The sequence below is a fragment of the Mycolicibacterium smegmatis genome (genome assembly GCF_001457595.1).
GTDB lineage: Bacteria > Actinomycetota > Actinomycetes > Mycobacteriales > Mycobacteriaceae > Mycobacterium > Mycobacterium smegmatis.
Map to the genome: position 1 here is coordinate 3,681,591 of NZ_LN831039.1, position 26,593 is coordinate 3,708,183.

The window sequence follows — 26,593 nt, forward strand, 5'->3', positions numbered from 1 at the left end:
AACTCGGTCGTCGTCGCGAGCCCGCTGTCGGGTACCGATCGGCCGCGAGCTCCCGGACCTCACTCAGGCGAGGTGCGTGGTGAACCACTCCTGGATGCGTCGCCACGCGTCGGCCGCGGCCGTCGGGTCGTAACGGTCGCCGGTGTCGTTGAAGAACGCGTGATTGGCACCGGGTTCGGTGACCAGTTCGTGCACCAGGCCGGCCTTCTCCAGCGCCGCCCGCGCGACCGGTTCGGTGGCGTTGACCCGCTGGTCGAGCGCACCGTAGAACGCGAGCACCGCGACGTCCTTCGAACCGGCGAAGTCCGGGTCGTCCGGGGTCGGACCGTAGAACGGTACGGCGGCGGCCAATTGCGGTGTGCCCGCGGCGAGCAGGCGCCATACGAGTCCGCCGCCCATGCAGAAGCCGACCGCGGCGAGCTTGCGGTCGGGCGCGCGACGGGACAATTCGTCGATCCCGGACCGCAGGTTGGCGACAAACTCCTCCGGCGGGATCTTGCTCAACGCGGCGGTGGCATCGGCCGGGTCGGCGAACTGTCCCGTGCCGCCCTGCCCCGAGAGCAGATCGATCGCCAGCGCCGAGTACCCGATGCCGGCGAAGCGGCCTGCCACCGAGCGGATGTGGTCGGTGAGTCCCTTGTTCTCGTGGATCACGAGCACAGCGCCGCGGGCGTCGGGGGCCTCGGCCCATGCGCCCTGCAGTTCACCGGTCGGTCCGGCCCACGTCACCGCCGCGGTGGGCAGCGCAGTCTGCATGCCCGGCGGTTCCGCCGACGGCGGTTGCGTCTCGGTTGTCGGCGGACCTGCGGTGTCGGTGGTGTTCTCGGTCGTGGCCGTCGTGGTCTGTTCGCGTTCACTGCACGCGGCGATGACGGCGGTGGCCGCGGCCGTGCTCAGTCCGAGCAGGCCGAGCCTGCGCAGTGCTTCGCGCCGTGACATCAGTCCGTCGAGGTGATCGGTGGCGATTTCTTCTGCGATGTATCGCTGCAGCGGAGTCACTCTTGCGAGTATGCGCCGATATACCGCATCTCGGCTGTCAAACGGGAACTGTGAGACGCCTGGGGGGTTGATACTCGGTGGATGCGGTGGACACCGGATCCCGAGGCGCTTCGTGATCGCATCGCGGTGGTTGCCGGAGCCACGCGCGGAGCGGGCCGTGGCATTGCCGCGGCGCTGGGCGAAGCCGGCGCGACGGTGTACTGCACGGGCCGCAGCAGCAGGACCGGAACCTGTCGGTCGGACTACGATCGTCCCGAAACCATCGAGGAGACAGCGGAATTGGTGTCCTCCCTGGGCGGGAAAGGCATCGCCGTGCCGGTGGACCACCTCGAGGTTGCGCAGGTGCGCGCACTCGCCGAACAGATCGGCGAAGAGCAGGGCCGCATCGACATCCTGGTGAACGACATCTGGGGTGCGGAGATCCTCAAGGGTCCCCCCGCGACGTGGGGCAGGCCGATGTGGGAACACAACCTCGAAAACGGGTTGCGCCTCCTACGTCTCGGTATCGACACGCATCTGATCACGTCGCACTGCCTGCTGCCGCTGCTGGTCACTCGCCCGGGCGGACTGCTCGTGGAGATCTCCGACGGGACAACGGAATTCAATGCCGACAACTACCGGCTGTCGGTGTTCTACGACCTGGCGAAGACCGCGGTGAACCGCCTGGCCTTCAGCCACGGGCACGAACTCGCCGCGTACGGCGGCACCGCCGTCTCGGTGACGCCCGGCTGGTTGCGGTCGGAGATGATGCTCGACAACTACGGCGTGTGCGAATCGAACTGGGAGATGGCGCTCAACCCCGCACGCGGCGACGGTCAGCCGATCGCTCCCCCGGGCTTCTCCGAATCCGAGACACCCCGGTTCGTCGGCCGCGGTGTCGCCGCGATCGCCGCCGACCCCGCCCGGACGCGGTGGAACCAGCAATCGGTGACGTCGACGGAGCTGGCGCGCTGCTACGGGTTCACCGATGTGGACGGGCGCCTGCCCGACGCGTGGGCGCCCATGTGAAGTTTCAGGTGTTGTACACCAGACAGAACGGGTGACCGGCCGGATCGCGGAAAACCCGGAAGTCGTCCTCGCCGATGGCGTCGGTGACGCGGGTCGCGCCCAGCTCGAGTACCTGACGTTCGGCGGCGTCGGGATCGTCCACCAGGATGTCGAGGTGCAACTGCTGGGACCCCCGCGGGTCGGGGAACGTCGGCGGTTGGTGCTCGGGTGAGAGCTGGCAGGCCAGCCGTCGGCCCTGCGGATCTGTCACCACCACCCAGTCGCCCTCGTCGGCGGTGATCTCGCCGCCGATCAACCTGACGTAGAACTCGGCCAGACTGCGTGGGTCCCGGCTGTCGAGAACCACGGTGCGAAGAGTACCGATCATGGGTTCCGGGTTACCTCAACTTTCGCGGCGCAAACGTCGGTCATACGCTCCAGGCCAACCGGAACCGATCGGCGAGTTCCTCGGGCGGGAGCTCACCGAAGTTCTTCTGCTCGTACCGGCGAACGGCCAACACCGCGTCGACGATCTCGTCGCCGAGAATCCCCCGGATCAGTGGCGAGGCGTCCAGGGCGGGCAGGGTTTCGGCCTGGCCGCACGGCAGCAGTTCGGCGCCGGACTCGGTGCGTTGTGCGTCGGTGAGTGCCGACGGATCGACCGACACCTCGCGCGGCAGCGGAAGCCGGTTATCGATGCCGTGCAGGGCAAGGCCGAGGATCGTCGCGGTGGCCAGGTACGGATTGGCCGATGGGTCGATGACCTTGACCTCGACGTTGGCGCCGTGCGGATTGCTCGGTCCGCCGATGATGAATCGCACGGCGGCCTCGCGGTTCTCGGTACCCCAGCAGTTGTGTGCGCCGGCCCAGTGTCCCGGCTGCACGCGCAGACCCGACAGGACCGAGCCGCACAACACGCCCTGCGCGGCGGGTAACCCGGCCAGCAGACCTGCCACCGCGGACTCGCCTTCCTCGGTCATGCCGCGTGCGCCGTTGCCGCCGGAGAGCAGCGGTGTGTCGTCGCGGCACAGCGAAAAGTGCTGGTGGGAACCGGATCCCACGCCGCCGGCGAACGGTAGCGGCGACAGGCTGGCCCGCAGCCCGTGACGTCGCGCCACCCGCGCGACGATGATGCGCATCAAAATCAGCTGATCGGCCGCCGCCACCGGCGGCAGCGGCGCAAGCGAGATCTCGAACTGGTTGGCGCCGTACTCGGGGTGGAACTGCTCGATCGCCACCCCGGATGCGTTGGCCGAGTCGGTGACCTCGCGGACGAAACCCTCGAACTCGAGCAGGCCCGCGAGGCCGTACTGGGCCCACATCAGCGAGGGCAGGCGGGAGCCGTCGGGCCCGACGAGGACGAACTCCATCTCGTGGCCGACCTGCGCGGTGAGCCCGGCCGTCTCGAGCCGGTCCGCGACGCGCTGCAGGGCATATCTGCTGCAGTAGGGGTCGGGCGCGCCGTCCTGATCGAAGAAAGCGCCGGGCGCCCAGGCCAATCCGTCCCCGAGGATGCGCAATGCGCTGAGGTCGATGCGGATGCGCTGATCACCGACGACGCTGATCGCGTCGCTGAAGACGATGCCGACCTGGTCGATGGTGAAGGCGTGGAAGACCGGGCTCGCGCCCAGGCCCGGCTCGGCGAATGTGCTCATGCGCCGTAGCGGAACTGTTTTCGCGTGGATCAGCCCGGCCGGGTTGACGACCGTGCCGATCAGCGTCGCGACACCGTCGGATTCGAGCTGGGCGATGGCCGCTGCAGCGAGAGGTTTGCCTGACCGCGAAGTCACACAAGCCATTCTGCCGCGCCGCGGCGGGCGGCACAGCGCGAACTACAGAGTGATCTTGCAGCTCTGCCCAATGTCGAGGGTGCGCAGCATGCGGCCCATTCCCAGCCACATCGCGCACGACAGGGCCAGATCGGTCAGCAGCTCGGGGTCGAAATGCTCACCGGCGCGCGCCCAGAAATTCTCGTCGTCACGCAGCGCGGTGTGTTCGGTGGCGAAGCGGTGGGCGAACTCGGCCGCGACGCGCTCGGCCGGGCTGTACCCCGGCCAGGTGCGCCACTCGGCGGCGTGCACGTAGAGCTCCTCGTCGACGCCGGCGGCCGCACCCTCGCCGTCGCGGGTGTTCTGGCACACCACGCATTCGTTGTCGAGCGCGATCACCATGCGGGCCAGTTCACGCACCCGCATGGGGAGCCTGCCCTTGGTGTAGACCGCGTGGGTGTAGTTGGCCATGGCGGTGCCGATGTCGGGTGAGCGCTGAATCCAGCCCGCCACGTCGTCGTCGGGGAAATCTCCGATCCGGCTCATGACCGGATCGTACGCGCGTCTCTGCCGATCTGGAACAGGTTCTAGTTTCATGCGCGCTCGATCGGCGCGAGCGTGCGCGAACTGCTGAGATTCTGCGGCGTGGCGGGGTGCAGACGCGCACGTTCGCGGTGCCAGGTGAGGTGCCCAGACCCGCGCACGTTCGCGGTGCGGGTCAGGCGGCGGGGCCGGCGGCGGAGGCGAGTTCGGCGCGGTCGTCGGACCAGTCACGTTGGACGAGCATCCGGTGGGCGATGCGTTCGAGCGCGGCCTCGACCTGGACGCGGTCGGGGCGACCTTCGAAGGACGGGGACTTCTCGAGCTTTTCGATGATGCGCCCGACGAGTGCGGTGGAGACCGCGTCGACCTGGCTCAGGCCGGCCTGGGTCAGCCACAGCCGATCCCCCGTGCGCAGCGCGTATCCGCCCGTGACGAGACGGTCGAAGATCGGCTCGAACACCTCGTAGGGAACGCGCAGGCGTTCGGCGATCGCGGTGAGCGTGGCCGAGCCGAACACCTGACTGTGCCGGTAGATCTGCAGCAGTGCCCACAGTCCCGCGACGTCGAGATCGCAGCCCGGGCAGCCCGCGACCGTGCGCAACCGGATCTCCGGAGAGTGGCGCATGATCCGGCTGATCGCGGTCTCCAGGACCTTCTCGGCAGGCTCGGTGCTCGGCATGCCGAATCCCTCGCCCAGGTCGACCGCTGCGGTCGGATCCAGCTCCTGCAGCGGCACCTCCTTGAGGAACAGCGACACCACGAAACCCAGCAGCGCGACCGGCGCGGCGCACAGGAACACCAACCCGAGCGAGTCGGCATATGCCTCGACGATCGGGGCGGCGATATCGGGTGGCAACTCGTGCAGCACCTTGGGCGACTCCCCCGCCGCGGGCGGTGCGCCGCTTTCGGCGATGGCCGTGACGAGCCTGCTCGAGAGGAAGTTGGCGAACAGCGACCCGAAGATCGCGGCGCCGAACGAGCTGCCGATGGTGCGGAAGAACGTCACACCTGAGGTCGCGACGCCGAGATCGTCGAAGCGCGACGTGTTCTGCACCGTGAGGATCAGCACCTGCATGCACAGGCCGATGCCTGTGCCGAGGATGAACAGGTACAGCGACTGCAGCACGAACGGGGTGGTGGCGTCCATGCGCGACAGCAGCAGGAAGCCCACCACCATGATCGCCGTGCCCATGACGGGAAAGATCTTGTACCGGCCGGTGCGGCCCACCAGGGCGCCGCTGCCGGTCGAGGTGATGAGCAGGCCGGCCACCATGGGCAGGGTGCGCAAACCGGACTCGGTGGCCGACACGCCGTCGACGAACTGCATGAACGTCGGCAGGAACGTGAGTGCGCCCAGCATCGCGAAACCCACGATGAACGACAGCACACAGCACACCGTGAACACCGGGCTGCGGAACAGGCGCATCGGCAGGATCGGTTCGGCCGCACGGGTTTCCGCACGGACGAACAGCACCAGCGCGATGATCGAGCCGATGAACAGGCCGATGATCATCGGCGAGGTCCATGCGTATTCGCCGCCGCCCCAGCTGGTGGCCAGCGTGAGGCCGGATGCACCGAGACCCACGAACAGGATCCCGACGTAGTCGATCGCGGGCCTGCGGCCCGAGCGCACCAGCGCCGGGATGGCGCCTGCGGCGATGACCAGCACGAGGATGCCGACGGGAACGTTGATCCAGAACGCCCAGCGCCAGGACATGTGGTCGGTGAAGAACCCGCCGAGCAGCGGCCCGATCACGGTCGTGACGCCGAACACCGCCCCGAGCGCCCCCTGGTAGCGCCCGCGGTCGCGCAACGGGATCACCTCACCGATCAGCGCGGTCGCGGTCACCATCATCGCGCCGCCGCCGATACCCTGCAGTGCGCGTGCGGCCACGAGCATGGTCATCGAACCCGACAGACCGCACAGCACCGACCCGGCGAGGAAGAACAGCACCGCGGCCTGGAACACCACCTTGCGGCCGAACAGATCGCCCACCTTGCCGACCACCGCGGTGACAATGGTCGAGGCCAGCAGATAGCTCGTCACCACCCAGGACTGATGACCTGCTCCCCCGAGGTCGGCGACCACGGTCGGCAGCGCGGTCGCGACGATCGTCTGGTCGAGGGCCGCCAGCAGCATGCCGAACAGCACCGCGAGGAACACGAGGTTGCGCCGACGCGGCGTGAGCAGCAGCTCCGGCGGCTGCGGCGGGGCACTCGCTGGTGAGCTCGTCATGACGTCCTTTCACGCATCCGGCAAACCGCCGGCTCGATATGGAGTCATATCGTTAGTTCAGCTATGGAAGTTACAGCACGCATGACACCGCCCCGGGCAACCGGCGGTCTACCGGCTACCCGAGGCGGTGATGGGCGAAACCGAGCGAGTTCTCGGTCAGGCGCTACCCGGAGGCCGGGAAACGCATTGCGCGGCATAGAGCGCGTCGCCGAGCTTGTCCATGAGCTGCAGTTGGGTCTCGAGGTAGTCGATGTGCGTCTCCTCGTCGGCGAGGATCTGCTCGAGGAGCCGGGCCGACGTCGCATCCTGCTTCTCGCGGCACAGCACGATGCCGGGCTTCAGACGCTCGAGCACCTCGTACTCGATCGCCAGGTCGGCCTCGAATTGTTCACGGAGCGTCTGACCCACGCGCAGCGAAAACAAGCGCTGGTAATTCGGCAACCCGTCGAGCAGCAGAATTCGATCGGTGATCGTTTCCGCGTGCCGCATTTCTTCGAACGATTCGGCACGCGTATGTTCGGCCAGTTCGGTGAATCCCCAGTTGTCCTGCATTTTGGAATGAAGAAAATACTGGTTGATGGCCGTCAGTTCGCTCGTCAATTGCTCGTTGAGCAATTTCAGAACATCCGGGTCCCCTTGCATGGTCACTCCTAGACACCTTGAGGGCTGATCAAGTGGTGCTGTTTTGCCGTGCACTCTCAATGTAGTGCAGAAAGCCCTTTGTGAGGCAACGCTTAACGCCGTTGTCGGCGAGTCCCGGCCGCGGTGCGCGGTCACCGGACGGCGCGCGACTGGGCCGAGAGGGCTGTGGCCACGAAGGCTGGACTGCCTTGCCTAAGTAAGGTTAGACTCCGCTAACCATGACTCAGGCAGGTGTGGAAAGGCCCGGTGAATGAGCGAGTACGATTTGCACTCGCTCATCCTTGCCTGCGATTTCCGCGTCGATGATGTCGACGACATGTGGAAATGGATGAACAAACACCGCGACGGCCTCAAATCGATCGGGGCGCACCATGTGGTGCTCTACAAATCGATCTGGGAACCGGGCCGCGTCCTTGTGACCATCGGCATCCGGCAGGCACGTTCGATACGCGAATTGCTGCGATCGCCCGAAATCTTCGAATGGTTCGACAAGTCCGGCGTCCAAGACATACCTCCCATTTTCGGCGGCGAGGTGGTCGAGAAAATCGACCTCGGTGAACCGACCCCGGAAACGCACGTCGCCGGTGTCATCGTCGGCGCGGTCGCACCCGTCGACGACGTCTCCACACTCATGCGGAAAGTGCACGACGGCCTCGCGCGATTCGCCGGCAGCGGCATCCGCAAGATCTGGGTCTACCGGGCGCTCGACGACGGCAACGAGGTCATGATCCTGCAGGAGATCGAGAACGAGGTCAGCGCACGCCAGTGGATCTCGCATCCCGACGCGGCCGCGGAGTGGATGACCAACGCCGGATTCGGCCCGTACCCCAGCCTGTTCGTCGGGAAGCTGGCGCACATCATGACCGTCGAAGGGCAGGTGTAGCGGTCATGTTCGTCTGCCTGTGCACCGGCACCACCAGCCACGTGGTCAACGAGATCGTGGCGGGCGGCGCGACCACCTCGAAGGAGGTGGCCGAGGCGTGTGGGGCCGGCGGTGACTGCGGCCGCTGCAGGCGCACCATCCGCGCGATCATCTCCGCGCATCTGGGCGGCCACACGGCACACCACAACGGCTGCCCGACGCGCGCGAGCGGTTAGCTGCCTGCCGCACCCTTGCGGCCGGTGAACGCCGCGAGCGCCTCAGCGTTGGCCGCGGCGCCCACGAGCTCGACGAACAACTCGCTCTCGCGGCGGGTGGCCGCCGCGATGGCCTCACGCACCGGGGCGACCATTGTCTTCTTGACCGCCTGCAGGCTGGTAACCGGTTTGGCGGCAAGGATTTCGGCGTGCCTGCGGGCCTCGGTGAGCAGATCGCCCGGTGTGCAGACCTTGAACACCAGGCCCATCTCCTTGGCCTCCGCGGCGCTGATCCACTCCGAGGACATCAGCAGCCAGGCCGCGTTCTGCCTGCCGATCAGGCGCGGCATGAGATAGGACGACGCCGCCTCCGGCGCCACCCCCAGGCTGGTGAACGGGCATTTGAGCCGCGCGGTGTCGGCCATGAACACCAGGTCGGCGAAACCGAGGATCGTCGCGCCGATCCCCACGCCCACGCCGTTGACCGCACACAGCAACGGCTTGGGGAAATCGGCGAGCGCCTCGATCATGCCGTAGAACCCGTGCTCCCCCGGTGTGAAATCCGGGTTGGCGATCCGTGTCTGCATCTCGACCAGGTCGTTGCCCGACGAGAATGCCCGTCCGGCGCCGGTGAGCAGGACCACCGAGACCTCCGGATCCCCGCCCGCGGCCAGCAGGGCGTCGGTCACCTCGTCGTAGAGCGCTTCGTTGAACGCATTGAGCGCGTCGGGACGGTTGAGGGTGAGCGTGCGAACCCGGTTGCTGTCGTCGATCTGCAGGTTCAACGTTTCTCCTCGGGTGGGCTCGTCGACGGCTGAAGAATCGGTGCCTGTGAAGCAGCAGCCTAACTAGAACACGTTTCACTCGCGGCGGCGGGTGCGGAGAACGGCGAGCGCCAGACATAGCGACTCGTCGGCACCGTGTCGATGTTGCTGCTCGCGCCGAACGCGTCGGTGCTCGCCACCATGGCCTGCATGCGCCGGGACAGGTCCTCGTCGTCGGCCGCGCCGAAGAACGCGTGCAGATCCGCCACGGCCTGCGGTGGGAACAACTCCTCGACGATCCCGTCGATCGCCGGTGCGTCCGCGGTGAGCGCGCGCACCACGGTGTTCTGGACATAGCCGAACGTGGCCTGGGTTTCGATGGCCACCGGGGTGTGGTCGACGTGCCAGCGGTGCAGCCAGGTCGCGGCGTCGAGGTCGGGGGGCCTGCGCAGCAGCGCGATGTTGGCCAACGCGTCGGTACGGCGCCCCGGCGTCAGGCCCGCCCGGAGGTCCGGTGGCGGCAGCGGCTCCGATTCGGTCACCAGATACGCTGCGGCCGAGTCGCATTCGGCACCGAGGAGGTCAAGCGCGGCACGCAGCTGTTCTCCGTGATACTGCTGCACCCATACGCTGGCGAGTGCCACGACCGGAGGATCGAGCGTCGTCAGGGTCATCAGCGAATCGCGCACCGGTGCGTCACGGATGTTGAGAACCAAGCCGGGAAGCCCGATTTCGAGCAGTTCGGCGCTGACGTCTTGGACCATCCGCGCACACCAGGCGTCGTCAGCGCGCGCGGACCGCATTGTCACGATGACCTTTTCCACGCTGCGAACCTAGCCCACCGCGCCGCGTGAGCGCCGATGCCCCACTTCCGGTCGCGCTCAGGCGAGAATGGTCACGTGCAGACGGGCGGACCAGCAGCCGACGCTTTGCGGTTGAGCACGCCAGACCCCGGTGCGGTGGCGCGCAGCCTCGTCGGTGCCCTGGCGATGACCGCGGCGGCCCTGGCGCTGGCATCCCCGCCCGCAGCGATGTGGACGCTGGGCGCCGGGGTGATCGCAGGTGCGGTCGCGCTGCAGCGCAGCCCCGGCGGTCGAGTACCGCTGGTGGTGACGGCGTCGCTGGAGATGGCCATCGTCGTGGCGCTCGCGGTACTGACCGGATCGCACGACGTCGTGTTCGTACTCGCGGTGGCCGCATGGTGTTTCGCGGCGGGCATGCAGTGGTCAGTCGGGGCGAACGCCGGGTTGATCGCCTCGGCGGCGAGTTCGTTGCTGGTGATCGCACCTCCCGACGGGCACGCGACGGCGCCGACCGCTTTCGACGGGCTGCTGGCACCGTTGCTGGTCTTCGGTGCGGGCGTGCTGCAGGCCGTGCTGATCGCGACCCTGCCGCCGCACCGCTGGCGGGTGCAGCGAGAGGGCCTCACCCGCGCGTACCGTTCGCTGGCGACCGACGCGCGCAACGTGGCCGCCGACCGCTCGGCCGACGTGGACGACGCACCGCTGACCTGGCTGCGTGAGGTGTTCGCCGACAGGGAGGCCGCCCAGCGGTCGCGAGCCAACTACGGCGGGTACCAGGTCCCCGAGCGCATCGCGGTGACACTCGCCGAGTTGCGCGCGGCGTACGCCGAGCCCGCATCGGACGCCCCGGGTGTGCCCCGGCTGCTGGCGGCCGCGGCCGCGCTGCTCGACGCGATCGCCGACCAGGGACACACCGCGCGCCGCGACGCCGAGCATGCCCTCGTGCGGGTCGACAGCGCGGTGGCCGCGGTCGACGGCCCGGAAAAGGCGCTCGCGCAACGCCTCGGCGACCTATTGCGCGAGGCGGCCGTGCTGCGGTTCGGTCAGCTGCACCGACCCGACCTGATCGGCTCGCTGGCGTCGGCGCCTTCGGTCGTCCGGTCACACCTGAGGTGGACCTCACCGATCCTGCGGCACGCCGTGCGGCTTTCGGCGGCCACCGCACTCGCCGCGGTGGCCGCGCGGTTCGGCGGTGTCGAACACGGCCACTGGATCGCGCTGACCGTTCTGGTGGTGCTGCGGCCCGAGACCGCGCACACCTACACCCGGTGCGCGGGCCGCATCGCGACACTGGCCGCGGGTGTCACGGTCGCCTCCGGGCTGACCCTGATGTGGCAGCCCGAGGCACTTCCCGCGGCGGCGTGCGCGCTGGCCCTCGTGGCGCTGGGCTACTGGCTGTCGCGGTTCGGTTATCTCGCGGTCGGCGTACCGCTCGGGGCCGCGCTGATGTTCTTCCTCGGTGTCGGCGGCGCCGCCGAATGGTCGGGTCTCGCCGACCGTCTCGTCGAGATCCTGATCGGCGGCGGGCTGGCGGTGATGGCACATGTGGCGCTGCCCGACCACGGGCTCATCCGGTTACGGCAACGTGCCGGCGAGCTGCTGATGACCGAGATCGACTACGCGGCAATGGTGGTGCGCGCGTTCGTGCACGAGATCGACCATCCCGCCGAGGCGCTGTCGGCGGCATGGCAGCGCGCGTTTCGGGCCAGGGCCGCGTTCGAGGCGGCCTGGGGCGCCGCGCGGCTGGACTCGCCGACGCTGCGCCGGTGGCTGCGGTCCTACCGCACCGCGCTCAACTCGGTCACCAGTGCGTGTACGACGCTGGAGAACAATCTGCCGACGCATCCGTCGTCGGCGCTGCACCCCGATTTCGTGGCCGCCGTCGACGACTACGTGACCGCGCTGCGCGGTGCGCCGCCGAGCCCGGCCGTGCCGTGGAGCCTCGACACCGGCGAACTGGCCGCGGCACTGCGGCGCGTGCAGGAGGTGGCGTCGACGCTGGCCGCGGACAACGGGGCCGCCCGCATCCTCGTCGGTGAGCTGTCGACCATCACGCGCAGCCTGATCGGCATCTCGATCGACCGGGTCACCCCGGCCGGCGAGTCGTCGTGATTTCCGGTGTGGGCGTCAGCCGCGCGCCCACTTCGGCGGGATGAACACGCCCTCGGCTTCGGCCGTGATGCCCGCGGCGTCGCGAACATGGCCGACGGCAAAGGTTTTGATGCCGTCGGTGCGGGTGATCCACCCCTCGGCCCGCAGGTCGCCGAGCGGCGTGGCGCGCAGGTAGCGGATGGTCAGTGTCCCGGTGAACCGCGGCGTGAGCGGATCGTTGGCCGCCACCTCGCCGAGCACATGGTCGAGGACCATGGCCACGATGCCGCCGTGGACGTGGCCCGGCGGGCCTTCGTAGGCCGCACCGAGGTGGAAATCCGTGGACATCACGCCGTCGTCGTGACGGACCATCCGCAGGGGCGGCGCGATCGCGTTGCGGATCCCGATCGCCGGGTTGCCCCACGGCATGCGGTCACCGTCGGAGGTGATGCGCACGCCGAACGGGCCGTCGATCTGCCTGGCGCGCAGGAGTTCGGTCGCGGCCTCGATGTGCGCCTTGGCGGCTGCGACGTCGTCGGCGTCCACCTCCGAACGGATTGTCGCGTCGACGAGTTCGCGCACCGACTGCGCCAACGGTTCGTAGGTCGCCCGCAACCGTTGCACGTCCGCCGAACTGAGTCCTTCGACATGGGTGAAGCCCGCCATGCAGAAAACTAGAACACGTTCACTTCGACGGTGTCGAGTCACCCCCCTGCGCTGAGGGTCACGGCGGTCACACGCCGGTTACCACGTGTCTTAGATAACCTATGCAATCGTGGTCACCTGTCTACGAAGTCGTCTAGGCTCATGACCCGTGGCAGCACGCACGCACAGCGCCGACCCCCGGGCCGAACGGGTCCGCACCCGCCTGCACGAGGCGGCGTTCGCCCTCGCACACGAACGGCCGGTCGACGAGCTCACCGTGAGCGACATCGTCGGACGCGCGGGCGTCAGCCGGCAGGTGTTCTACCAGCACTTCGGCGACCGCGACGAGGCGGTCGCCGCGGCGTTCGCGACCGAGTTCACGCGCGCGATCGACGGTCTGCGCGGCGACCCGCGCGCCCGCATCGTCCGGTTGTTCGATTTCGCAGGCGAACACCGCGCGATGTACCGCAACGTGGTGCCGAGTGCGGTCACCCAGCGTGTGGTCAACGCGTTCCGCGACGAACTCACCCCGGCCTGCGCCGAGATCGCCGAACAGGGCATGACCGTGGTCGCGCCGATCGCCGGACTCTCACCCGAGGCCGTCACCCGCTTCCTCGTGGGCGGCTTCGTCGAGGTGCTGCGCAGCTGGATGGAAGACCCCGACGCGGGTGACGCCCGCGACCTGCGCGACCGGGTCGCCGCGGCGTTCGACACCGTCAACTCCCTTTTGACCCTGAACTTCTGACCCTCCCCCGCCATAGACCAGAAAGGTTGTGCGCAATGGGCAGACACCATGCTCCCGAAGACCGCCGGGCCGCGACGACGCGCCCGGTGACCCGCATCCAGATCCGCCACATCGCGATCGTGATGACCGCTCTGGCCATGGGCGTGCTCGCGATGATCGCGAGCTATTCCGGCGCGTTCGCCAAGCCCACACTGCACCACATGACCGTCGCCGTGGCCGCGCCCACACAGCTCGTCGACCAACTGCGCGAACAAGATTCGCTGTCGGTCACCGACGTCCCCGACGAGGCCGCGGCCCGTGCACAGGTGCTGCAGCGCGACGCCGACGCCGCACTGGTCGTGGCCGCCCCCGACCGCCTCGACATCTACGTGGCCGGCGGCGGCGGGCGCAGCGTCGCCACCGCCGCGGAGTCCGTCGGCCGCGCGGCCGCCGAGCAGGCCGGTCTGGTCCCGGCCGTCACCGACATCGCCCCCACGTCGCCAGGCAATCCGTCCGGCACCGTCGAGTTCTACGCGATCATCTTCATCTCGCTTGGCGCGTCGGTGGGCGCGGCGGCGTTCGGATACCTCGCGGGCCCGGTACGCCGGCCCATGACGCTGGCACTGCGCACCGTGACCCTCGCGGCCTACTCGGCGCTGCTGGCGGGCCTGGTCACCGTCTACGTCGACCCGGTGCTCGATGCGCTCGTCGGCCACCCCTGGCAGGTGTTCGGTGTGCTGTGGCTCTACTGTTTGGCCGTCGGCGGTGCCGTCACGGGCGTGTCGGCCGCGTTCGGCCCGGTCGCATCACTGATGCTGACGGCTTTTCTGGTGATCGTGGGGAACGCCGCGGCGGCCGGACCGGTGGGCAGACCCCTCCTGTCGAGCTTCTACTCGACCTTCAACCTCATCGTGCCGCAGGGCTCCGGGGTGTCGCTGCTGCGCAGCGTCGAGTACTTCGACGGCAACGGCGCGGCACAGCCCCTCCTCACCCTGGCGGTGTGGGCCGCTGCGGGGTGCGTGCTGGCGGTGCTCGGCACCGCGGCCCGCTCGACCCGCGTGCGGAATTCGGCTCTGCGCGTTGCAAGACGATGCGCCCCCGGCCGTGGCCCGATCTATCGTGGACGACATGACGGGAGCCGCTCCGAACGACCCCTACTACCGGCTGGGGTCCTATCACCGGCCGACTGACACCCCGTCGGCCGAGGCCCAGGTGTGGTTCGACCGCGGCATGGTGTGGGCCTACGCGTTCAACCACGGAGAAGCCGTCTACTGCTTCGAACGGGCCCTGGAGTACGACCCCGGTCTCGCGGCCGCGCACTGGGGTATCGCCTACTCCGTGGGACCCAACTACAACACGGCGTGGGATACCTTCGACCCGGTGGACCTCGCCGCATCTCTGGCACGCGCCAGAGCCGAACTTGCCGCCGCGGCGTCGGGTCGCGCCTCGGCCGTCGAGCGCGATCTGATCGCCGCGCTGCACAAGCGTTTTCCCACCGACGACCCCGAGGACACCGAGGCCCTGCTGGCCGGCCATCACGCGTACGCCGACGCCATGGCGGCGCTGGCCGGCACCTATCCCGACGACATCGACGTGCAGACCCTGGCCGCCGACGCGCTCGTCAACGTCACGGCGTGGGCGCTGTGGGACGGCCGCACCGGTGAGCCCGCACCGGGATCCCGTGTGCTGGAGGCCAAATCGATCCTCGACCGGGCGCTCGCCACGCCCGCGGGCCGCGAGCATCCCGGTGTGCTGCACCTCTACATCCACACCATGGAGATGTCGACCACGCCGCAGGCCGCTCTGCCCGCCGCCGACAGGTTGCGCAACCTCGTTCCCGACGCGGGACACCTGCGGCACATGCCCAGCCACATCGACGTGCTGTGCGGTGACTACCGCAGCTCGGTGGTGTCCAATCTGTCTGCGGTCGAAGCCGATCGACGTTTCGTCGAACATCGCGGGCCGCTGAACTTCTACTCGCTCTACCGCGCGCACGATCTGCATTTCGTGGTGTACTCGGCGATGTTCGAAGGGCAGTCGCAGATCGCGCTGAGCGCCGCCGACGAACTCGCCGCGCAACTCACCCCCGATCTGTTGTCGGTGCCCTCGCCGCCGATGGCCGACTGGCTGGAGGCGTTCGTCCCGCTGCGCATCCACGTCCTGGTGCGCTTCGGCCGGTGGGACGACCTGATCGCCGAACCGTTGCCGAGCGACCAGACGCTGTACTGCACCACCACCGCCACCGTCCACTACGGCCGCGGCGTCGCCCACGCCGCCAAGGGCGACCTGTCGCGCGCCGACGCCGAACGCGACGCGTTCATCAAGGCCTACGACCGGATCCCGGAGACGCGGTACCTGTTCAACAACACCAGCCGTGACATCCTGGCCATCGCGGGCGCCATGCTCGACGGCGAGATCGCTTACCGCCGAGGCGATCACGATGTGGCGTTCGAGCACCTGCGCCGGGCGATCGCCCTCGACGACAACCTGCCGTACGACGAACCGTGGGGCTGGATGCAACCCACCCGCCACGCCTACGGCGCGCTGTTGCTCGAGCAGGGCCGCGTCGAGGAGGCCGCACAGGTCTACGCGGCCGATCTCGGCCTCGATCCCACACTGAACCGCTCGTGCCAGCACCCCAACAACGTCTGGAGCCTGCACGGCTATCACGAATGCCTGCGCAGGCTGGGCCGCGACGCCGAGGCCGCGATCATCGGCAAGCAACTCGAACTGGCGCTGGCCCGCACCGACGTGCCGATCAACGCGTCGTGCGCGTGCCGGCTGGAGATCACCGATCCCTGCTGCGGCAACTGAGATCCCCCTACGCGCGCTCCCCCGGTCGGCAGGTCCGCGCGCGTACACTCCGGCTGTGGCCATCAGTGACGCCGATCTGAAGTACCTGCGCAGATGTGTCGATCTCGCCCGCGAGGCTTTCGATGACGGCGACGAGCCGTTCGGATCCGTCCTCGTCGACCACACCGGCACGACACTGTTCGAGGACCGTAACCGGGTCAAGGACGGCGACGCCACAGCGCATCCCGAGTTCGCGATCGCCCGCTGGGCCGCCGAACACCTGACCCCGGATCGCCGGGCCCGCGCGACGGTCTACACCTCCGGCGAGCACTGCCCGATGTGCGCGGCCGCCCACGCCTGGGTGGGCCTCGGCCGCATCGTCTACGCGACGTCGTCGGCTCAGCTCGGTGACTGGCTCGCCGAGTGGGGCGCCCCGGAGGCGCCGGTGGCGGCACTGCCCATCAACACGGTGGCGCCCGGGGTCGTGGTCGAGGGCCCCGCCGAGGAACTGGCCGAGCCGATGCGCGAGCTCTACCGCGCGAAATTCGGGCGGTGACCATGCCGGACTGGGTCACCCACGCCATCTGGTGGCAGATCTATCCGCTGGGCTTCGTCGGCGCTCATCCCGCGGACCCGCCGCCAGGCCCCGACGAACACCGCCTGCGGCGCATCGTCGAATGGCTGGACCACGCAGTCGAACTCGGCGCGTCGGGCCTGGCGCTGGGCCCGGTGTTCGCGTCGCGCACGCACGGCTACGACACCACCGACCACCTGCGGATCGACCCGCGTCTGGGGGACGACGCCGACTTCGACCATGTGGTCGCCGAGGCGCACCGGCGCGGTCTGCGGGTGCTGCTCGACGGTGTGTTCAACCATGTGGGAACCGATTTCGCGCGTTACCGGCAAGCGCTCGAGGGTGACGCGGACAGCGCGGCGTGGTTCCGGCACCGCGACGGGAAGTTCGAGGTGTTCGAGGGGCACGGCGAACTCGTCGCGCTCAACCACGACAACCCCGAGGTGGTTAACTACACGGCCGAGGTCATGCGGCACTGGCTGGGCCGCGGCGCCGATGGTTGGCGTCTGGACGCCGCGTACGCGGTACCGGACCGGTTCTGGGCGCAGGTCCTGCCGATCGTGCGGCGCGAATTCGGCGACGCGTGGTTCGTCGGCGAGGTCATCCACGGGGACTACGCGGCAACGGTCGCGGCGTCGACCTTCGACTCGGTGACGCAGTACGAACTGTGGAAGGCCGTCTGGAGTGCGCTCAACGACGGCAACTTCCACGAGTTGGACTGGGCACTGCAGCGGCACAACGACTTTCTGGCGTCTTTCGTGCCGATGACGTTTGTCGGCAATCACGACGTGACCCGCATCGCCAGTGCGCTGTCCGATACGCGCCACCTGGAGCACGCACTCGTCATCCTGTTCACCACCGGCGGCATCCCGAGTGTCTACGCCGGCGACGAGTGGGGCTATGAGGGTGTCAAAGAGGAACGCCGCGGCGGCGACGACGCGGTGCGCCCCGAGTTCGGCGAACGACCGGGTCCCGACGCGCCGGGCGCGGATGTGCTGCGGCTGCACCAGTATCTGATCGGTCTGCGCCGGCGCCATCCGTGGCTGCACTCCGCGACCACGGCCCCGCTGCTGCTGACCAACACGCAGTACGTGTACCGCAGCGCCGGTGCGGCGGGTGCGCTGGTGGTCGCCCTCAACCTCGACGACGCGCCCCTGCGCGTGGCACTGCCCGAACTGGGTGTGACCTCAGGAGTCGTGGTCGCCGGATCGAAGGCGCCGCCGCAGGAACAGATCGAGGTCACCGAGGTCCCGCCGCACGGGTGGCTGGTGATCGAGCCGCGCTGACGTCAGACCCGGCCCAGCAGACCGAGGGTCGCGGGATCGGGCGTACCGCCGTAGAGCAGGTCGAGAACCGCGACGAACTCGGCGTCGTCCTCACCGGCCAGGGAGGCGACCTCGGCGAACAGGGTCATCGACGAGCGGACCTTGAGGTTGTCGGGTCTGCCGAAGATCTCCTCGGCGGATCGGCCCTCGATCTGCGCCACCACCTTCGCGCACTCGCGTAACCGCGCGCCCAGCACCGGGTGTCGCAGATAGGCGAGCGCCTCATCGCGCGAGGAGATGCCGTAATGGTGCGCCGTGGGGCTGCGGCCGAGACCGCGCAGCTGGGGAAATACGAACCAGATCCAATGTGTGCGTTTGCGGCCGGACCGCAATTCGTCGAGCGCCGTCGGATAAACGCCTTCCTGTGCATCGACGAAACGGCGCAGATCGAACGGATCGTCCTCGGCGGCCACATGGTCAAATATCCCACAAGCGCGGTGCCAGGCCACGATTTCGGCACAAAGAACGCTGTTGAGGTAAAGGGCCAGCTAATCTCTCTTTTCGATGACAACAATCTCGGAGCCGACCATTTCGGGCGAATCGGCCACACAATCACGAATGCCGCGACGGCGCATGCTGTCCCGGATCAGCATCCAGTCCAAATTGCTGGCGATGTTGTTGGTCACCAGCGTGCTGTCCGCGGCTGTGGTCGGCTTCATCGGCTACCAGTCGGGCCGAAGCTCCCTGCGCGACTCCGTTTTCGACCGGCTCACCGAAATCCGTACGGCGCAGGCGCGGCAACTGGAAACGCAGTTCCGGAGTTTCCGCAATTCGCTGGTGATCTATACGCGGGGTACGACGGCGATCGAGGCCTCCCGGGCGTTCACCGCGGGTTTCGACGAATTGGGCGACGCGACCATCAGCCCGGCCCAGCAGAAGGCGCTCACCGACTGGTACGAGAATCAGTTCTCGGCGACCACGGAGCATTCCGACACCGCCGACAAATTGGACGACAACGAGGTCGATGTCGAGGCGCTGCTGCCGTCGTCCAATTCGCAGAAATACCTGCAGGCGTTCTACACCGCGCCGTTCACCGACTGGGACAGATCGATCGAGAACGACGACGCGGGAGACGGCAGCCGCTGGTCGGCGGCCAACGCGGTCTTCAACGGGTTCTTCCGCGAGATCGTGACACGCTCCGGCTTCGACGACGCGCTGCTGCTCGACACCAGGGGCAACGTCGTCTACACCGCGTACAAGGGCTCCGACCTGGGGACCAACATCTACACCGGCCCGTACAAGGGCGGTGAACTGTCCGAGGCCTACCGGGAAGCCCTCAACTCGAACTCCGTGGACTATGTCGCCGTCACGGACTTCGGCATCTACCAACCGTCCGGTACGCCGACCGCGTGGATGGTGTCGCCGATCGGCGGCGGCGGTCGTATCGAGGGCGTGCTGGCGCTGCAGTTCCCCATCAGCGTCGTCAACCAGTTGATGACCATGGACGGCAAGTGGGAAGAGTCCGGGCTCGGCGAGACCGGTGAAACCTACCTCGTCGGACCCGACGGGCTCATGCGGTCGGATTCGCGGCTGTTCCTGGAGAACCCGGAGCAGTTCAAGGCCGACGTGGTCGAGGCCGGCACGCCTCCGGGTGTCGCCGAGCAGTCGATCCTGCACGGTGGTACCACTCTGGTGCAGCCGGTCAGCGACGAGGCGTCCAAGCTTGCCGGCCAGGGACAATCGGGCTCGATCATCGAACGCGACTATCTGGGGCAGGAGACCCTGCAGGCCTACGCCCCGCTGGACCTGACCGGACTGGACTGGTCGGTGGTGGCCAAGATCGACACCGCCGAAGCGTTCGCCCCGGTCACCAAGTTCACGCGCACCCTGGTGCTCTCGACCGTGGCGATGATCTTCGCGGTGTGCATCGCCGCGATCCTGCTGGCCCGCGTATTCGTCCGGCCCATCAGGCGTCTGGAGGCCGGCGCCCAGCAGATCAGCGCGGGCGACTACGGCGTCGCGCTGCCGGTGGTGTCCCGCGACGAATTCGGTGACCTGACAGTGGCGTTCAACGAGATGAGCCGCAACCTGCGCATCAAGGAGGACCTGCTCGACGAGCAACGCAAGGAGAACGACCGCCTGCTGCTGTCGTTGATGCCCGAGCCGGTGGTACAGCGGTACCGTGAGGGCGAGGAGACCATCGCACAGGACCACCAGAACGTCACGGTGCTGTTCGCCGACCTCATGGGCCTCGACCGCCTGTCGGCGAGCATGAGTTCCGACGAGCACCTGGCGATCGTCAACAAGCTCGTGCGCCAGTTCGACGCGGCCGCCGAGAGCCTCGGTGTCGAACGGGTGCGGACACTGCACAACGGATACCTGGCCAGCTGCGGCCTGACCGTTCCCCGGCTCGACAACGTGCGCCGCACAGTCGATTTCGCGTTCGAGATGCAGCGCATCGTCGACCGCTTCCGCGGCGAGACCGGGTACGACCTGCGGTTGCGGGCAGGCATCGACACCGGCACGGTCAGCAGCGGTCTGGTGGGCCGGTCGAGCCTGGCCTACGACATGTGGGGCGCCGCGGTCGACCTCGCCTATCAGGTGCAGCGCGGTATGCCGCAGCCCGGCGTGTACGTCACCGATCAGGTGCACGACGCCATACGCGATATCCGCCAGTTCACCGCGGTCGGGTCGGTGACCGTCGACGGCACCGAGCGACCGATCTGGCGGCTGTCGGAGCGCCAGTCATGAGAAGCGTCCTCGAGGCCAACTGGTTCTACTGGGCGCTGAGCGTGGCCGTCGGGCTGCCGATCGGCCTGGTGCTGCTCACCGAACTGCACAACACCCTGGCCCGCCACGGCAGCTATCTGGCGCGGCCGGTCAGCCTGCTGCGCAACTACATCCTGCCGCTCGCAGCGCTGCTGATCCTGCTCGTCAAGGGCAGTGAGATCTCCGCAGAGGCCACGCCGGTGCGGATCGTGGCGACCGGGTTCGGTTTCGTCGTCATCATCCTGCTGCTGTCGGGGCTCAACGCCACGCTGTTCCAGGGCGCCCCGGAAGGCAGCTGGCGCAAGCGGATCCCGTCGATCTTCCTCGACGTGGCGCGCTTCGCGCTGATCGCCGTCGGCGTCGGCATGATCATGGCGTACGTGTGGGGCGCCAACGTGGGCGGCCTGTTCACCGCGCTGGGCGTCACGTCCATCGTGTTGGGCCTTGCGCTGCAGAACGCCGTCGGCCAGATCATCTCGGGCCTGCTGTTGTTGTTCGAGCAGCCCTTCCAGCTCGGCGACTGGCTCGACACGCCGTCGGCACGCGGCCGCGTGGTCGAGGTCAACTGGCGCGCAACGCACATCGACACCGGCGGCGGGCTTCAGATCATGCCCAACTCGGTGCTCGCGGGCGCATCGTTCACCAACCTGAGCCGCCCGGAAGCCGCGCACTCCCTCTCGGTCACCACCACATTCGGGGCGTCGGATTCACCGGATACGGTGTGCGCGTTGCTCACCCGTGTCGCCACGCAGCTGCCGCAACGCCGCGCCGGTGCGGCACCCAAGGCGATTCCCCTTGGTGCCGGCGAGTACAAGACGTCGATCCCGCTGCGTACGCCCGCCGACGACTCGGCCGCACGTGCGGTGTTCGTGCGCTGGCTCTGGTATGCCGCTCGCCGCGCCGAACTGCACCTCGACGGGGAGACCGACGATTTCAGCACGCCAGAACGGCTCACCAAGGCCGTCCGGCAGATGGCGCCCACGCTACGGCTGAGCCACACCGAACAGCAGGAGGTGCTCAACCATTCGGCACTGGTCCGGTTCGGTGCCGACGAGATCATCCAGGAGGCCGGCGAGATCCCGACTCGCATGAGCTTCATCGTCTCGGGCCGGGTCGGGGTGAGCGTGGCCGGCGACGGCGACGCCGTCATCCCGGTCCGCACGCTGACCGAGAACGACTTCCTGGGGCAGACCGCCTTGACCAGGGAGGGGGCCCTCGCCTCCGCGCATGCACTGACCGAGACCACCGTGCTGCAGATCAGCCGGGAGTTCCTGGAGGAACTGGTGGCAGGCAATCCCCTGCTGCTGCTCGAGCTGAGCCGGATCATCGACGACCGGCGCAGTGCGGCGCGCGAGGCGCTCACCGCGGACTGACTTCTCGGAGTTCGTCTCCGGCGTCGCCTCCCGGTGTGTCACCGGGAGGTCTCGACGTTGTCTCGACGCTGATTCGCAATCGTTGCCCAACCGCGATCCGCCCCACCGGCGTTGTTACGCGTGTGACTGAAGTGGCGCATGGTTTGCTTTGCAGCACACAGCGACGGCAATTGCTTGTGGCACGCGAAGAAAGGTGGGTTGGTTGCCGTTATGAAGTTCATTCGAGACATGCGCGGCATTGCAGCATGGAAAGCCCTGCGCCGGTTTGTGATCGGTGCCCTTGCGGCACTGATGCTGCCCGGGCTGATCGGCTTCGCCGGGGGGTCGGCGAGCGCGGGCGCGTTTTCCCGTCCTGGTCTGCCGGTCGAGTACCTCGACGTGTTCTCGCCGTCGATGAACCGCGACATCCGTGTGCAGTTCCAGGGCGGCGGACCGCACGCGGTGTACCTCCTCGACGGCCTGCGTGCGCAGGATGACTACAACGGCTGGGACATCAACACCCCGGCGTTCGAGTGGTTCTACCAGTCGGGCCTGTCGACCATCATGCCGGTCGGCGGCCAGTCGAGCTTCTACACCGACTGGTACCAGCCGTCGAAGGGCAACGGCCAGGACTACACCTACAAGTGGGAGACGTTCCTGACCCAGGAACTGCCGGCCTGGCTCGAGGCCAACCGCGGGGTGTCCCGCACCGGCAACGCCGTGGTGGGCCTGTCGATGGCCGGTAGCGCCGCACTGACCTACGCGATCTACCACCCGGAGCAGTTCATCTATGCCTCAACGCTTTCCGGCTTCCTCAACCCGTCCGAGGGCTGGTGGCCGATGCTGATCGGTCTGGCGATGAACGACGCGGGCGGCTACAACGCCGAGAGCATGTGGGGTCCGTCGACCGACCCGGCGTGGAAGCGCAACGACCCGATGGTCAACATCAACCAGCTCGTCGCCAACAACACCCGCCTGTGGGTCTACTGCGGCACCGGCACCCCGTCGGAGCTCGACGCGGGCGTCTCGGGCGGCAACCTGCTGGCCGCGCAGTTCCTGGAGGGCCTGACGCTGCGGACCAACCTGACCTTCCGCGACCAGTACATCGCGGCCGGCGGGACCAACGCGGTGTTCAACTTCCCGCCCAACGGAACCCACACGTGGAACTACTGGGGACAGCAGCTGCTGGAGATGAAGCCCGACATCCAGCGGGTGCTCGGCGCACAGTCCGCCACGTAACAAACCACCCACCCAGGGAGCCTGCCGTTACCCCCCGACGGCAGGCTCCCTGCCTGTCTGCCTCACCCCTGCACGGTGGGCCGGATGGTGAGATCGCCGATCTCGACGTCGTGCGGTTGCTCGATGGCGAACGCGATCGCACGGGCCACCGCGTCCGGGGACAGGCCGATGCGGTCCATCGTGGCGCGGGCCGCGTTTGCGTCGGGATCGCCGGGCGGGCCGCCGAGTTCGGTGCGCACGTAGCCCGGTGAGATGGACGTGGTCCGGACGACGCCGTCGGTCGATTCCTGACGCAGCGCCTCCATGATCGTGCGCACCGCATTCTTGGTGCCCGCGTACACCCCCATCTCCGGCACGATCTTGAGTCCGGCCGTCGAGACCACCGTGACGACATGACCGCGTCCCTGGCGCTCGAAGACCGGTGTGGCCGCGGCAATCCCGTGCAGTACCCCGCGCACGTTCACATCGATCACCGCCGACCACGTGTCGGTGTCGCCGTCGGCGAGGGGACCCAGCGTGGCAATGCCTGCATTGTTGACCAGGACGTCGAGCCTGCCGAACTCGCGCACCGCGGTGGCGACGAGGTTGTCGACGTCGGCGCGCCGGGTGACGTCGACCGCGACCGCGACCGCGGCCCCGCCGGTTGAGCGGATCTCCTCGACGATGCGGTCCAGCCGGTCGGTGCGCCGCGCACCCAGCACCACCGACGCTCCGCGCGCCGCCAGCAGGCGCGCGGTCGCCTCACCGATTCCACTGCTCGCGCCGGTGATCGTGACGACCTGCCCGGCGACGCTGTCTTCGTGTGCGTGTTCGTGTGCGCTCATGGCAGCTACGAGCCTCCAGCAGCATGCGTCTATTCCCCGGACTGTCGCTCTCAGCGAAATCGCCGAGCGGCCCATGCCGGTGGGGAACAAACCACCGGCCCCCAGAGTTGAGTGCATCAGACTGAAGTTTGGAGGACTGATGGCTGAAGCCAAGACAGTGCCGGTGTTGTTCCTGACCGATTCGATCGTGCTGCCGGGGATGGTGGTGCCGATCGAGCTGGACGATGCCGCACGTGCCGCCGTCGACGCGGCACGCGCCAGTGAGTCCGGCGAGTTGCTGATCGCGCCCCGGCTGGAGGACCGGTACCCGGCCTACGGGGTGCTGGCCTCGATCGTGCAGATCGGCCGCCTGCCCAACGGCGACGCGGCCGCGGTGGTGCGCGGCGAACGGCGCGCCCACATCGGCTCGGGTACCTCCGGGCCGGGTGCCGCGCTGTGGGTGCAGGTCGAGGAGGTGACCGACCCCGAACCCACCGACGAGACCAAGAAGCTTGCCGGGGAGTACAAGAAGCTGCTGCTGGCCATGCTGCAGCGGCGTGACGCGTGGCAGATCGTCGACATGGTCAACAAGATCACCGACCCGTCCGCGCTGGCGGACACTGCGGGCTATGCGTCGTATCTGACCGGCACCCAGAAGCGCGAACTGCTTGAGACCACCGATGTGGACCGCAGGCTGTCGCTGCTGATCGGCTGGACCGGTGACCACCTCGCCGAGACCGAGGTCAACGACAAGATCGCCGAGGATGTCCGCACCGGGATGGAGAAGCAGCAGAAGGAGTTCCTGCTGCGTCAGCAACTCGCCGCGATCCGCAAGGAGCTCGGTGAACTCGACGACAACGGTGACGGCTCCTCCGACGACTACCGGGCCCGCATCGAACAGGCCGACCTGCCCGAGAAGGTCCGTGAGGCCGCGCTGCGCGAGGTCGGCAAGCTCGAACGCGCCAGTGACCAGAGCCCGGAGGGCGGATGGATCCGTACCTGGCTCGACACCGTCCTCGACCTGCCGTGGAACGTGCGCACCGAGGACTCGACCGACCTGGCGCGGGCCAGGGAGATCCTCGACGCCGACCACCACGGGCTCAGCGACGTCAAGGACCGCATCGTCGAATACCTCGCGGTGCGGGCGCGGCGCGCCCAGCGCGGCATGGCCGTCGTCGGTGGTCGTGGCTCGGGCGCGGTGATGGTGCTGGCCGGCCCGCCCGGCGTCGGCAAGACGTCACTGGGTGAATCCGTCGCTCGTGCGTTGGACCGCAAGTTCGTGCGCGTCGCGCTCGGCGGCGTGCGCGACGAGGCCGAGATCCGCGGTCACCGTCGCACCTACGTCGGTGCGCTCCCGGGTCGCATCGTGCGCGCGATCGGTGAGGCGGGTTCGATGAATCCTGTTGTGCTGCTGGACGAGATCGACAAGGTGGGTTCGGACTACCGAGGCGATCCGGCGGCGGCGCTGCTGGAGGTGCTCGACCCGGCGCAGAACCACACGTTCCGCGACCACTACCTGGACCTGGATCTCGACCTGTCCGACGTGGTGTTCCTCGCGACGGCCAACGTGATCGAGAACATCCCGTCGGCGCTCTTGGACCGCATGGAACTCGTCGAGATCGACGGCTACACGGCCGACGACAAGCTCGCCATCGCACAGGGCTTCCTGCTGCCGCGGCAGCGCGAACGCGCCGCGTTGACCTCCGACGAGGTCACCGTCACCGAGGCAGCGCTGCGCAAGATCGCCGCGGACTACACGCGCGAACCCGGTGTGCGGCAGTTCGAGCGGTTGCTGGCCAAGGCGATGCGCAAGGCCGCGACCAAGCTGGCGGACCACCCGCAGGCCGCGCCCATCACGATCGACGAGCCGGATCTCGTTGAGTACCTGGGCCGTCCGCGGTTCCTGCCGGAATCGGCCGAACGCACGGCCGTGCCCGGTGTCGCGACCGGTCTGGCCGTCACCGGGCTCGGCGGCGACGTCCTCTACATCGAGGCCAACTCGACCGAGGGCGAACCGGGACTGCAACTGACGGGTCAACTGGGCGACGTGATGAAGGAATCCGCGCAGATCGCAATGTCCTACGTGCGCGCCCACGCCAAGCAACTCGGCGTCGACCCCGAGGCGCTGAACCGCCGCATCCACATCCACGTCCCGGCCGGTGCCGTCCCCAAGGACGGGCCGTCGGCGGGCGTGACGATGGTGACCGCGCTGGTGTCGATGGCGACGGGCCGCAAGGTGCGCGCCGATGTGGGTATGACCGGTGAGGTCACGCTCAACGGCCGTGTGCTGCCCATCGGCGGGGTCAAGCAGAAGTTGTTGGCCGCCCAACGGGCCGGGCTCTCAACGGTGTTCATCCCGCAGCGCAACCAGCCCGACCTCGACGACGTGCCGGCCGATGTGCTCGACGCGCTCGACGTGAAACCCATGACCGACGTCGCCGACATCATCGCCGCGGCGCTGGAACCGGCGCACGAGGCGAGCACAGCCGCAGCGGCCTGACGGTTCCGAGCGGTTTGG

General features: G+C 68.3%; 25 protein-coding genes. 13 read left to right on the plus strand and 12 right to left on the minus strand.

Features of this window, described 5'->3' with window-relative positions; genetic code table 11:
• Window positions 1-63 precede the first annotated feature (63 nt).
• Window positions 64-999 carry a dienelactone hydrolase family protein gene (locus AT701_RS17770; RefSeq protein WP_058126319.1) on the minus strand — a complete coding sequence of 312 codons (936 nt, stop codon included), beginning with the start codon at window positions 997-999 and terminating at the stop codon, window positions 64-66.
• 81 nt (window positions 1,000-1,080) lie between these two features.
• On the opposite strand from AT701_RS17770, the gene AT701_RS17775 reads away from it, so the two are divergent.
• Complete coding sequence (locus tag AT701_RS17775; protein ID WP_011729158.1) at window positions 1,081-2,007, plus strand: SDR family oxidoreductase; 927 nt, start codon at window positions 1,081-1,083, stop codon at window positions 2,005-2,007.
• 4 nt (window positions 2,008-2,011) lie between these two features.
• Here the strand turns inward: AT701_RS17775 and AT701_RS17780 are convergent, their stop codons facing one another.
• The 5 genes from AT701_RS17780 to bfr form a co-directional block, all read right to left on the minus strand.
• Window positions 2,012-2,374: a VOC family protein gene (locus AT701_RS17780; RefSeq protein WP_011729159.1), complete on the minus strand. Its 363-nt coding sequence runs from the start codon at window positions 2,372-2,374 to the stop codon at window positions 2,012-2,014.
• A gap of 40 nt (window positions 2,375-2,414) precedes the next feature.
• Window positions 2,415-3,785 (minus strand): type I glutamate--ammonia ligase, encoded by a 1,371-nt coding sequence (locus tag AT701_RS17785; RefSeq protein ID WP_058126320.1) that lies wholly within the window; start codon window positions 3,783-3,785, stop codon window positions 2,415-2,417.
• Between the two features lie 33 nt (window positions 3,786-3,818).
• Entirely contained in the window at window positions 3,819-4,301 is a 483-nt protein-coding gene (locus AT701_RS17790) for a carboxymuconolactone decarboxylase family protein (protein ID WP_011729161.1), read from the minus strand.
• A gap of 172 nt (window positions 4,302-4,473) precedes the next feature.
• Window positions 4,474-6,534, minus strand: a complete 2,061-nt coding sequence (locus tag AT701_RS17795) for an MDR family MFS transporter (RefSeq protein ID WP_058126321.1) — start codon at window positions 6,532-6,534, stop codon at window positions 4,474-4,476.
• 156 nt (window positions 6,535-6,690) lie between these two features.
• On the minus strand, window positions 6,691-7,176 hold the full coding sequence (gene bfr, locus AT701_RS17800; RefSeq protein ID WP_003895015.1) for a bacterioferritin: 486 nt from the start codon (window positions 7,174-7,176) through the stop codon (window positions 6,691-6,693).
• A gap of 250 nt (window positions 7,177-7,426) precedes the next feature.
• On the opposite strand from bfr, the gene AT701_RS17805 reads away from it, so the two are divergent.
• Both AT701_RS17805 and AT701_RS17810 read left to right on the plus strand, forming a co-directional pair.
• Window positions 7,427-8,059 (plus strand): fatty-acid-CoA ligase FadD16, encoded by a 633-nt coding sequence (locus AT701_RS17805; RefSeq protein WP_003895016.1) that lies wholly within the window; start codon window positions 7,427-7,429, stop codon window positions 8,057-8,059.
• 5 nt (window positions 8,060-8,064) lie between these two features.
• On the plus strand, window positions 8,065-8,274 hold the full coding sequence (locus AT701_RS17810) for a (2Fe-2S)-binding protein (protein ID WP_003895017.1): 210 nt from the start codon (window positions 8,065-8,067) through the stop codon (window positions 8,272-8,274).
• On the opposite strand, the gene AT701_RS17815 is transcribed toward AT701_RS17810, so the two are convergent.
• Both AT701_RS17815 and AT701_RS17820 read right to left on the minus strand, forming a co-directional pair.
• Window positions 8,271-9,038 carry an enoyl-CoA hydratase/isomerase family protein gene (locus AT701_RS17815; protein ID WP_058126322.1) on the minus strand — a complete coding sequence of 256 codons (768 nt, stop codon included), beginning with the start codon at window positions 9,036-9,038 and terminating at the stop codon, window positions 8,271-8,273. The genes AT701_RS17810 and AT701_RS17815 overlap by 4 nt on opposite strands.
• A 59-nt stretch (window positions 9,039-9,097) precedes the next feature.
• A complete protein-coding gene (locus tag AT701_RS17820; protein WP_011729166.1) occupies window positions 9,098-9,841 on the minus strand; it encodes an EthD domain-containing protein in 744 nt (247 codons plus the stop codon).
• Window positions 9,842-9,877: 36 nt separating this feature from the next.
• Here AT701_RS17820 and AT701_RS17825 point away from each other — a divergent pair, with 36 nt between their 5' ends.
• The gene (locus AT701_RS17825) at window positions 9,878-11,932 is read left to right on the plus strand and encodes an FUSC family protein (RefSeq protein WP_223495636.1); all 2,055 of its coding nucleotides are present in this window, start codon (window positions 9,878-9,880) and stop codon (window positions 11,930-11,932) included.
• Between the two features lie 15 nt (window positions 11,933-11,947).
• Here the strand turns inward: AT701_RS17825 and AT701_RS17830 are convergent, their stop codons facing one another.
• Window positions 11,948-12,577: a PaaI family thioesterase gene (locus tag AT701_RS17830; protein WP_003895023.1), complete on the minus strand. Its 630-nt coding sequence runs from the start codon at window positions 12,575-12,577 to the stop codon at window positions 11,948-11,950.
• A 148-nt stretch (window positions 12,578-12,725) separates the two neighbouring features.
• Between AT701_RS17830 and AT701_RS17835 the strand changes: the two genes are divergently transcribed.
• From AT701_RS17835 to AT701_RS17855, 5 genes are read left to right on the plus strand one after another with little or no spacing between them, the layout of a single operon-like run.
• Window positions 12,726-13,301: a TetR/AcrR family transcriptional regulator gene (locus AT701_RS17835; protein ID WP_003895024.1), complete on the plus strand. Its 576-nt coding sequence runs from the start codon at window positions 12,726-12,728 to the stop codon at window positions 13,299-13,301.
• 35 nt (window positions 13,302-13,336) lie between these two features.
• The gene (locus AT701_RS17840; protein ID WP_058126324.1) at window positions 13,337-14,470 is read left to right on the plus strand and encodes an ABC-2 transporter permease; all 1,134 of its coding nucleotides are present in this window, start codon (window positions 13,337-13,339) and stop codon (window positions 14,468-14,470) included.
• Window positions 14,409-16,094 carry a tetratricopeptide repeat protein gene (locus tag AT701_RS17845; RefSeq protein ID WP_058126325.1) on the plus strand — a complete coding sequence of 562 codons (1,686 nt, stop codon included), beginning with the start codon at window positions 14,409-14,411 and terminating at the stop codon, window positions 16,092-16,094. Before AT701_RS17840 ends, AT701_RS17845 begins: the two co-directional genes overlap by 62 nt.
• Before the next feature lie 55 nt (window positions 16,095-16,149).
• On the plus strand, window positions 16,150-16,629 hold the full coding sequence (locus tag AT701_RS17850; RefSeq protein ID WP_058126326.1) for a nucleoside deaminase: 480 nt from the start codon (window positions 16,150-16,152) through the stop codon (window positions 16,627-16,629).
• Window positions 16,626-17,933, plus strand: a complete 1,308-nt coding sequence (locus AT701_RS17855; RefSeq protein ID WP_058126327.1) for an alpha-amylase family protein — start codon at window positions 16,626-16,628, stop codon at window positions 17,931-17,933. Before AT701_RS17850 ends, AT701_RS17855 begins: the two co-directional genes overlap by 4 nt.
• A 2-nt stretch (window positions 17,934-17,935) precedes the next feature.
• On the opposite strand, the gene AT701_RS17860 is transcribed toward AT701_RS17855, so the two are convergent.
• Both AT701_RS17860 and AT701_RS35090 read right to left on the minus strand, forming a co-directional pair.
• Window positions 17,936-18,385: a DUF1810 domain-containing protein gene (locus AT701_RS17860; protein WP_058126328.1), complete on the minus strand. Its 450-nt coding sequence runs from the start codon at window positions 18,383-18,385 to the stop codon at window positions 17,936-17,938.
• A 75-nt stretch (window positions 18,386-18,460) separates the two neighbouring features.
• Entirely contained in the window at window positions 18,461-18,598 is a 138-nt protein-coding gene (locus AT701_RS35090; protein ID WP_162267850.1) for a hypothetical protein, read from the minus strand.
• Between AT701_RS35090 and AT701_RS17865 the strand changes: the two genes are divergently transcribed.
• The 3 genes from AT701_RS17865 (at window position 18,546) to AT701_RS17875 (ending at window position 23,272) form a co-directional block, all read left to right on the plus strand.
• Window positions 18,546-20,663, plus strand: coding sequence for an adenylate/guanylate cyclase domain-containing protein (locus AT701_RS17865; protein WP_081319505.1), 2,118 nt, complete (start codon window positions 18,546-18,548; stop codon window positions 20,661-20,663). The genes AT701_RS35090 and AT701_RS17865 overlap by 53 nt on opposite strands.
• The gene (locus AT701_RS17870) at window positions 20,660-22,054 is read left to right on the plus strand and encodes a mechanosensitive ion channel domain-containing protein (protein WP_058126330.1); all 1,395 of its coding nucleotides are present in this window, start codon (window positions 20,660-20,662) and stop codon (window positions 22,052-22,054) included. Before AT701_RS17865 ends, AT701_RS17870 begins: the two co-directional genes overlap by 4 nt.
• 210 nt (window positions 22,055-22,264) lie before the next feature.
• On the plus strand, window positions 22,265-23,272 hold the full coding sequence (locus tag AT701_RS17875) for an esterase family protein (RefSeq protein ID WP_029104550.1): 1,008 nt from the start codon (window positions 22,265-22,267) through the stop codon (window positions 23,270-23,272).
• Window positions 23,273-23,334: 62 nt separating this feature from the next.
• On the opposite strand, the gene AT701_RS17880 is transcribed toward AT701_RS17875, so the two are convergent.
• Window positions 23,335-24,096: an SDR family oxidoreductase gene (locus AT701_RS17880; protein ID WP_058126331.1), complete on the minus strand. Its 762-nt coding sequence runs from the start codon at window positions 24,094-24,096 to the stop codon at window positions 23,335-23,337.
• Between the two features lie 139 nt (window positions 24,097-24,235).
• On the opposite strand from AT701_RS17880, the gene lon reads away from it, so the two are divergent.
• The gene (lon, locus tag AT701_RS17885; protein ID WP_058126332.1) at window positions 24,236-26,575 is read left to right on the plus strand and encodes an endopeptidase La; all 2,340 of its coding nucleotides are present in this window, start codon (window positions 24,236-24,238) and stop codon (window positions 26,573-26,575) included.
• Window positions 26,576-26,593 lie beyond the last annotated feature (18 nt).

Bases quoted from the DNA above. Each gene is read 5' to 3' on its own strand.
- AT701_RS17775 (WP_011729158.1), top strand. From the start codon at position 1,081: ATGCGGTGGACACCGGATCCCGAGGCGCTTCGTGATCGCATCGCGGTG.
- AT701_RS17780 (WP_011729159.1), bottom strand. From the start codon at position 2,374: ATGATCGGTACTCTTCGCACCGTGGTTCTCGACAGCCGGGACCCACGC.
- AT701_RS17785 (WP_058126320.1), bottom strand. From the start codon at position 3,785: ATGGCTTGTGTGACTTCGCGGTCAGGCAAACCTCTCGCTGCAGCGGCC.
- AT701_RS17790 (WP_011729161.1), bottom strand. From the start codon at position 4,301: ATGAGCCGGATCGGAGATTTCCCCGACGACGACGTGGCGGGCTGGATT.
- AT701_RS17795 (WP_058126321.1), bottom strand. From the start codon at position 6,534: ATGACGAGCTCACCAGCGAGTGCCCCGCCGCAGCCGCCGGAGCTGCTG.
- bfr (WP_003895015.1), bottom strand. From the start codon at position 7,176: ATGCAAGGGGACCCGGATGTTCTGAAATTGCTCAACGAGCAATTGACG.
- AT701_RS17805 (WP_003895016.1), top strand. From the start codon at position 7,427: ATGAGCGAGTACGATTTGCACTCGCTCATCCTTGCCTGCGATTTCCGC.
- AT701_RS17810 (WP_003895017.1), top strand. From the start codon at position 8,065: ATGTTCGTCTGCCTGTGCACCGGCACCACCAGCCACGTGGTCAACGAG.
- AT701_RS17825 (WP_223495636.1), top strand. From the start codon at position 9,878: ATGCCCCACTTCCGGTCGCGCTCAGGCGAGAATGGTCACGTGCAGACG.
- AT701_RS17830 (WP_003895023.1), bottom strand. From the start codon at position 12,577: ATGGCGGGCTTCACCCATGTCGAAGGACTCAGTTCGGCGGACGTGCAA.
- AT701_RS17840 (WP_058126324.1), top strand. From the start codon at position 13,337: ATGGGCAGACACCATGCTCCCGAAGACCGCCGGGCCGCGACGACGCGC.
- AT701_RS17845 (WP_058126325.1), top strand. From the start codon at position 14,409: ATGACGGGAGCCGCTCCGAACGACCCCTACTACCGGCTGGGGTCCTAT.
- AT701_RS17865 (WP_081319505.1), top strand. From the start codon at position 18,546: ATGCTGTCCCGGATCAGCATCCAGTCCAAATTGCTGGCGATGTTGTTG.
- AT701_RS17870 (WP_058126330.1), top strand. From the start codon at position 20,660: ATGAGAAGCGTCCTCGAGGCCAACTGGTTCTACTGGGCGCTGAGCGTG.
- AT701_RS17875 (WP_029104550.1), top strand. From the start codon at position 22,265: ATGAAGTTCATTCGAGACATGCGCGGCATTGCAGCATGGAAAGCCCTG.
- AT701_RS17880 (WP_058126331.1), bottom strand. From the start codon at position 24,096: ATGAGCGCACACGAACACGCACACGAAGACAGCGTCGCCGGGCAGGTC.
- lon (WP_058126332.1), top strand. From the start codon at position 24,236: ATGGCTGAAGCCAAGACAGTGCCGGTGTTGTTCCTGACCGATTCGATC.